We start from the raw sequence: 6,564 nt of genomic DNA, 5'->3' as shown, positions 1-6,564 counted from the left end.
TCCAATTTCGTAAACGGTATCGGTTTCTTTTAAATTCAATTGTTTTATTATTTGGTTGAGTACTTTTTCACTCGTTAAAAAGTTTTGAGAATATTTTATATTTTTGTTCATGTAATCACTCCTGAAGTGATTACATCTATAAATAAATACAGAAGTTAAACGATTTGTTTGTAATTTTAGTTATCTGTTTAAAAAGTCATAAGATTAGTCACTGGTAGGAATTAATCTAACGTATTTATTTATCTACGTAATCACTGTTTTTAGTCTGTTTCAAAACAGTAGATGTTTTATCTACATTACGCATTTTGAATACCAACATGACGAATCCCTCCTTCTTAATTACAAATTTTTAGCATCTAATTTAACTTCAATTCCTATTATACAAAATTTTAAGATATGGTGCAAGTCAGCACGAACACGAACCGTCTTATCTCCCATTATATCTTTTTTTGCACTGATTGGTGTATCATTTCGTTTTTCTTTTTGTGCGCCTAAATTTCCCACAATCACTCACTTCTTTCTATTTCTTCTTATTCTTATTTTATCATCAACAATCACAAATCACTTGTGATTTGTGATAAGTGATTTGTGATTAATATATCACATTCTTTTTTATTTTGAATGTCCGCAAAATCCGTCCTACATCAGACGGCCTCCAGGGAACGTCTAAATGGTGGACTGCTTTCATACGTGATTGGACGTTTAATCCTGTTCCCCCTTTTTCCGTAGAAGCCATGAGAATCCGTACTTCTCCGCTATTGACCTTTCTAGACAGTAAGTTTTTTTTTTCATCAGTATTGGCATCATGCACAAAGGCAATTTCTTCTTTTGGTATCCCTCGATCGACAAGCAAGTCCTTAAGTTCATTGTAAACATCAAATCCTTCTTCCTTACTTTTAGGCGTTCCAATATCAGAGAAAATCATCTGAGTGGCTTTGTCTTCAGCTCCTTCACGGTAAATCCGCTCGACATTATCAACGACTTGAAGGATTTTCTCATTGTCTGATAAGGTATAAGCAGGGTCAATCAACCGCATATCAATGGCTAGTTTTCTAGCTTCCCCGGTTATCTTTAACATATTATCTCTACTTGGATCGACACTACCTGACTTGATAGCGTCTGAACGCTCTACCAGTTCTTCTAAATAGTATTTCTGAGCTTGCGTTAACTCGCTTTCCACCGCAATAATCTTAGCTTCAGGTACAGGTAAATCAAGCATATCAGAAGTCTGAATATCGGCGGTTTCCTTGTAGATTCGCATGAGTTCAGGCAAATTGACAAATTTCTTAAACCGTTTCTTAGGTTGGTATTTATCACCTGTCGGGGCTAGTTCCATAGAGTTTTCGATATTCCCAAAAGCCCCAACCCATGAGTCAAAATTGGATACCTGATATCGTTCCAAAACATCGGGCTGAATGTAATTCATCATGGTGAAAAGTTCACTGATGGAGTTAGAAACTGGTGTTCCTGTCGCAAAAACAACATTTCTATCGCCATGCTCTGCCTGAACCTGTCTCACCTTCATCTCCATATCTACGTTCTTTTTTGAAGTGGTATTGGTAATTCCCGCGACATTCCCAAGTCCAGTGATTGGACGGATATTCTTGAAGTGATGAGCCTCATCCACAAAAAGAAAATCAATTCCAAGGTTTTCAAATTCGATAAAGGTATCTCGCTCTAGTTTTTGGAGTTCTTCCAACTGGTGTTCCAATCCCTTAATCGAACGTTCCGCTTCTTTCACCGTGTAATCACTGTCACTTCCTAGCTTGATTTCTCGGAGTTGCTCGAGTTTGTCATTGATATAGGTGACCTGTTTTTCACGACTCATTGGAATTTTTTCAAATTGTGAATCTCCAATGACAATGGCATCATAGTCCCCTGTAATAATCCGAGACACAAACTGCTTACGTTTGGCTTTGGCAAAGTCTTTCTTAGTGGTCACATAGACTTTTTTGGTTGGGAAGAATTTCATGATTTCTTGACCAAACTGAGCAGTCAGACTAGACGGCACCACATAAAGTGGTTTATGTACCATTCCGAGTTCTTTCAGTTTGAATCCTGCCCCAAGCATGGTCAAGGTTTTTCCAGACCCTACCTCATGGGCTAGTAGGGCACGTTTTTCCTCCACAATTCGTTGAATGGCATTCTTTTGGTGAGGACGTAAGGAGATATTCTGGGCAAGTCCATCAATGGTTAAATGACTACCATCATAGGACTTTGATACTGTACGATTGTAGAGCCTATTATAGGTGTCTTCAATCATTTGTTGGACTTCTGGATACTTTGCTACAAAACCTTGAAAGAGTTCTTGTAGGTGTGTTTCCTTGGCACGTAGGACCGTTGTTTTCTCCACATCTGTCACATTCTTTTTCTTATCCCCTTCGACAACTTGTTTTGTGATGGTTGGTTGATTGGAATTCAGGAGATTTTCAAAGATTTTTCGACCACTATCATAGCGTGAAGCAGGGACACCTAAACTCCTATCCGTTGCGTTGGAATAGGTGTAGGCAAACTTAGATTGGTAAGTGATAACCCCGTCAATGGGACTGACTTCAAGGACTGTTACTACTTCTTGGTCTGACAATTCATAGGCTTTCCCCATAAAGGTTTCTTGGGCAAATTTTCCGTAAATAGACAAAGGAATCCAGCGTGAACCGATTCGATAATCAATGTCTGCTAAAGTAATACGTGCTGGTTTGACCGTCTCAAGTAACCCTGCATAATGCGACCAGTTAAAGTCCTGATTGTCTTGTTTGACAAATAGGTCCACCACTTCTAACTTGGTAACGACATCCCCTGACAGAAAGTCTTGGCGAGAAACATAGGTCAGCTCCCCATTCAAATACTTCTCAGGATCAGGCATAATGAGGTCACCTAATTCCTCAATCAAGGTCATCTTCGATTCAACCTGATAGATAGACATCATATAAGCAAAATCAACACCTCGTCCGTCAGCCAAGCTGGAATTTAAGGCATCAAGGGCTGTATGTACCTTTTTAACCTCTTTTTCAGGACGCACTAAAGCCTTCTCAAAAGCAAGGGATTTAGTATAGATAACAGACTTTCCACTTGGATCCAGACGTTCATCTTCCAAACTAGCAAGAAGCGAATACTTATCATCACTATCAAAAAGATTGCGGTTCACAGCACTATTCAAATACCCATAGCGTTTGACAAAGCTATCATAGGTACGATTGAGTTTGCCTAACAAGTGGTTAAAAGTCTTCTTATCATAGTCATAATGGCGTTGAATGGCAATGACCTCTTGGTAAGCATTGCGAATATCGACCATTCCTTTGATTCGTGCCACTTCTTTATCAGACAAAGGAGCTTCATAGAAAACTGTCTTTTTATAATACCCCTTAAATTGTCCGCGTTTAGCTGCATCATCGGTCACATAGACATCCAGAGCAGTGCCATCTGTAACTTCTAAGCTATTAAAGCGATCAATCTGCTTTTGAGAATGTTTGGTGTCCCATGCTTTGAAGTTGCCCTCTTCATCGACATAGTAACTGATTTCTTCCGTCTTGGTTCCGACTCGAATGCCTTTGTTATCTCGATAGTAAACTGTAGAACCCTGATAACCAAAACTGTACTGACCTAGATTCTCCCTCATTTCAGCTGGAATGGAGGTATCAATGACTTGTTTGGTCAACACAATTGGATTAACGATGACCTCATTTCTATCAATCTCTCTTGGGGCTTTTACTTGATGTAGAGCTGCTTCAACACTTGCAATCAAGTCATCACTAGTCCCCTTAACAGAAAGTGTTCCACCGTTAAAGTTTCTAACCTCATAGGTTCCTAGCACTTGGCTATTGTATTCCCCATCAAAATATGGATTGAGCCAAATGCGACTATCCTTTTCATAACGAATGGAACCTGAAAAGGCTAAGTCGTCTGACACATATTCCTTGTCTAAGTGTTTCTGAAAGAACAACATATCCGTTGTGACAGTGGTTCCTGCAATGGCCTTAAAGGCAGAGTCAGGCAGTCGAACCCCACCAAGAAATTCAGTTGTCTCACGAATATCTTGTAAGATGTTTTCTGTTCGCTTATCCATTGTTCCTGTTGAAGAGATAATGGCTACTTGCCCACCATCATGCACCAAATCAAGGGATTTTTTAACAAAATAGTCATGAATCATATAAGGCTTATCGTACTTGTTATCCGCGATCCGAATATTGGCAAATGGCACATTTGAAATTACCAAATCAAAACTATCATCATTAAAAGCAACCGTCTCAAATCCTTTGACCTCGATATGGCTATTCGGGTGAAGGTGCTTGGCAATGGCTCCTGTAATAGTATCTAATTCCACGCCATATAACTCACTCTTTTCTCTTAAGTGTTTTGGCATAGCCGCAAAGAAATTCCCTGTTCCCATGGAAGGGTCTAGGATTTTTCCGCCTGTAAAACCATCTCTTTCCTACTTATCCCACATCTGACGGATCAGGGCTGGGTCTGTATAATAGGCTGTCAGGGAGGACTGTTTCATATCCGAATACTCTTTATCTGTGACTAAGCTTTTCAGTTCTTCTCGTTCCTTAGAAAATTTTGTATTATAGTCATCAAAGAAATCATTGGCAAGACCGCCCCAACCCACATACTTGGCAAGGAGTTCTTGTTCACTTGGTGAAGCAATACGGTGCTCTACTTCTAGATTTTTTACCAACCGAATAGCCGCAATGTTTGTCTCAACCTTATCTCTAGCAGTCTTAGGATAGAAGTCCGTCAAATCTTCTGGAAAATGGAAGTCTGTTACTGGACTATCTGGAATTATTTCGACTACCTCCTCTTCAGGAATTTGATTATCTGTATCTTCAAGATCAGTATCGTTATGACCTTTTTCTGAACCATCTGGATCCAATAATCCGATACTCTGACCTGGCTCCTCTTCCAGAAATGAAAAAAGATTTAGTTCTTGGTCCGCGTCTTCTATCTCTGTTTGTGGTTCTGCCATTGGCTGATGAAGTGCCTGACTGACTTCTTCCCAGGTCCTCACATAAAGAACTGGATTTTGTTCAATGATATCTGAAAAATCATTGACTAACTCAATCCGAATCAAACCGTTCAATCGAGCATCGCTGACCGACACGACCTCAAAGTCCTGTCCCTTATAGGAAACCAATGACCTCAGAGGATAAGTGTCCAATACTCTCTGAACCAGTGGATTTTCCGCAAATTCTTCATCAACTACTTCTTTTCCCTCAGCTTTCTCTAGCTTATTCTTCCAATCTCTGAAAGTTAAATCTGGCTGATTGCCTTTAACTTTTTCAAATTGCTCCGCGTCTTCTCTGCTTAATTCTTCATGTAAAAAGGCATAAGCAACCTGTCGCAACTCTTCTAAAGAAAGTTGACTGCCAAAGAAAAATTCTACTTTATCATGACTCAATCCCATTTGGAGTAGTTCGGTCGCAAGGGCTAGTTGAGTTACCGAGGCTTTGGGATAGCCACCTAGTAAAGCAAGGTCCGCATTTTTCAAACGAAAACGACCTGCCGCATCCAATAAAATACCGACTTGGTCTGATTCAAACTGAGATAGCTCAATCCCTAGCTGAGTCAATTTTTCTTGATTTTCTATCCAAATGGCTTGTCCAATTTTTTCTAATTCCTTTTCTTCGACTGTGGTCAGCGTTCGTTTCAGCTCATAGGGAGTGCCATCAGCTTCTAGATAGGTAAGTAACTCCTCGCCCTCAAAGACTGGTGTCATTTCCGTCTCAGTATCAAAATCACCTCGTCTAAAACTTGGGACTTTGGAACGTTCATTTCGAATTTGGTCAAAATATGTTAGAATCTCAAATTTACGTCGTAAAGACAACTCTTCATAAGCTGGCAGATGACTTGTTTTTCCTGTTTGAACATCTAGTTGAGACAAATCTACATCCAAACTAGCAATGATGAGAGAGCCATCTTCTCTAAATGATATTGCTTGATGAACACTAGCTTTGTGCTCATCACCAGTTTCTTCATTTTCTAGAACTGTTTCATCTACTTTTGTTTCAAGCTCAGGCTCGTAAGTCAAGAGAAACTGTTCAATATCTCGACTAATCCGATCCGCTAAATTATTAGCCACACGATAAACATTGACCAAATTAGCTCCCCTACTCTTTTGTAATAGAGAATCTGGTGAAATAGTTTGGTAGTGTCCATTTGAGTCTAATAGTTGAAAACGAGTGGCCAGATTGAACAAGGCCACTTCAATCACCAAGTCTTTTTCAGACGGCGATAGTTGGTCAAGTTTTTGGAGACCAGTTTGGCCGAATACTTGTGTATAGGTCAATAGATCATGAGCAGTATCATAAGGACTAGCCTGGACAAAAGCTGAAACATCTGTCTCAAAGTGAAGTACCTGAACAGATTTCTTAATTTCTTTCCTATTGGTCAAAAACTGACGAATAAGACTATTCCACTCCTCATCAAAATGCTCTGCTTGGTAATATAAAAATGCCTCAAGCAGGGCCCTATCAAGAGGAATGGTGGCTCTCATCATTTGTAGTAAGACTTCTTGATTCATTTTCCCTCCCATTTCAAAAGGGCTGAGAGTTTTTCTCAGCCCTTTAC

Annotated in this window: 3 protein-coding genes and 1 pseudogene; all 4 read right to left on the bottom strand. The window is 39.7% G+C overall.

Going from position 1 to position 6,564, the window contains the following annotated elements:
* Window positions 1-111 (bottom strand): rRNA adenine N-6-methyltransferase family protein (locus C1G53_RS08765; RefSeq protein ID WP_221929317.1); only part of this gene is annotated, 111 nt, incomplete at its 3' end.
* 124 nt (window positions 112-235) lie between these two features.
* On the bottom strand, window positions 236-319 hold the full coding sequence (locus tag C1G53_RS08760; RefSeq protein WP_032498970.1) for a 23S rRNA methyltransferase attenuator leader peptide ErmL: 84 nt from the start codon (window positions 317-319) through the stop codon (window positions 236-238).
* Between the two features lie 20 nt (window positions 320-339).
* The gene (locus C1G53_RS08755) at window positions 340-504 is read right to left on the bottom strand and encodes a peptide-binding protein (RefSeq protein ID WP_024410551.1); all 165 of its coding nucleotides are present in this window, start codon (window positions 502-504) and stop codon (window positions 340-342) included.
* A gap of 88 nt (window positions 505-592) precedes the next feature.
* Window positions 593-6,517 (bottom strand): annotated as a pseudogene (locus C1G53_RS08750) (SNF2-related protein).
* Window positions 6,518-6,564: the final 47 nt, after the last annotated feature.

Origin of the sequence: Streptococcus suis (assembly GCF_002960445.1) — a bacterium.
GTDB classification, from domain to species: Bacteria; Bacillota; Bacilli; order Lactobacillales; family Streptococcaceae; genus Streptococcus; species Streptococcus hyiners.
The sequence above is the reverse complement of the archived record's forward strand: the minus strand, read 5'-3'. Positions and strand labels throughout refer to the sequence as shown.